Here is a 1461-nt window from a genome sequence, read left to right on the forward strand (position 1 = left end):
CCCGGCATATCGAACTGGGCACCGGGGTGATCGTGCTGCCTTTCGAAGACCCGATCCGCCTGGCGGAAGACGCCAGTGTGCTCGATGCCCTCAGCGGCGGCCGGGTGCAATTGGGCCTGGGCAGCGGCGGCGCCAACCTCGACAATTTCAGCGCGTTTGGCCGTGATGCCGTGCAACGCCAGGTCGATTTCAGCGAACACCAGCAGCAGGTCCAGCAGTTACTCGACGGCGAGGCATTGATGCCCCACAGCGCGCTGACCCTGCAACCGCCAGCAACCGGCTTGAGCAGCCGTTTGTGGCACTCCCACGGCAGCCTCGAAGGCGCGGCATACACCGCCAGCCAGGGCAACGGCTTGCTGCTGGGCACCGCCACCCACGATCCGCTGACGGTGCAAAAAACCCTGGCCGATGCCTACTTGAATGCCTGGACCCGCATCGATCGCCCACCGAGAATCGGCGTGGTGCGGGCAATTTTCCCGGCAGCGGATCGCGCCAGTGCCCAAGCGGAACTGGCGGTGGATATCGAGCGCCACATCCCGCGCCTGCAACGCGAAGGCCTGATTGATCAAGCCGTGGACCTGCAGGAGCACCTGCGCCTGATGAACGTGCACCACGGCCATCCCGACGAAGTGATCGCCAGCCTGCAACAGGACCCGTCCCTGCTGCCCTATGCTGACTACGTGATCGCCGTGGTCCAGGCCGAAAGCTCGACCCAGGCGCAGATCCTCAAGCGCCTGGAAATCATCGCCCGGGACATCGCCCCGGCCCTCGGATGGCGAGGACGAGAGTAGGATGATCAAACGCCCTGAAAGCGTCAGCTCCCGTAGCAGCTGTCGAGTGAAACGAGGCTGCGTAGCGGTGTGTCAGATACACCGCGAACGCAGCCTCGCCGGGGCTCGACAGCTGCTACGACGACGCGTGATGCTGATGCCAAACTATGGAGCCCGTGTATGCCCCTTGAATTCAGTTGGTTGATGCCCCTCTGTACCCCCGACTGGGCGGCGCGGCCGGGGCAGTGGATCCAGCTTGCCCAGGCGGTGGAATACGCCGGCATCGACGGCCTGTGGATCCCCGGCGGCGCGCTGTGTGCCGACAGCCTCGGGGTGGCGGCGGCGTTGTGCGCCCACACCCGACGGGTGCAATTGTCGGTGAGCGTACCGCCGGAAGTCATGCTGCCGGCGGCCCTGGCCACCACCCTGCAAAGCCTGCAATCGATCAGCAGCCACCGGGTGCGCCTGCACTTGCCCGACGGCGAACAAGGCAGCCTGCGCAGTGCGTTTGGCGAATGGCTGAACCGCGACCAGCGCAGCGAACGCATCGGCGAATACCTGGAGATTCTCCAACAACTGCTGGCACCGAATGACGGCGGCCTGGATTATCAAGGCCGCTATTTCCAACTGGAAAACGCCGGCGTCGCCCGCCGCGAACTGCCCGCGCCGCCACTGGTGCTGGACGACAGCC

2 protein-coding genes are annotated in these 1461 nt (G+C 65.4%); both read left to right on the plus strand.

Translation table 11 applies throughout. The features are described from left to right. Positions 1–791: LLM class flavin-dependent oxidoreductase (locus tag HX846_RS35415; RefSeq protein WP_178967266.1), on the plus strand; the 791-nt coding region annotated here is incomplete at its 5' end. 159 nt (positions 792–950) lie between these two features. Continuing rightward, positions 951–1461, plus strand: a 511-nt coding sequence (locus HX846_RS35420) for an LLM class flavin-dependent oxidoreductase (protein ID WP_178904152.1), incomplete at its 3' end; no start/stop codon positions are given.

The sequence above is a fragment of the Pseudomonas sp. K5002 genome, from assembly GCF_013386655.1.
Taxonomy (GTDB): domain Bacteria; phylum Pseudomonadota; class Gammaproteobacteria; order Pseudomonadales; family Pseudomonadaceae; genus Aquipseudomonas.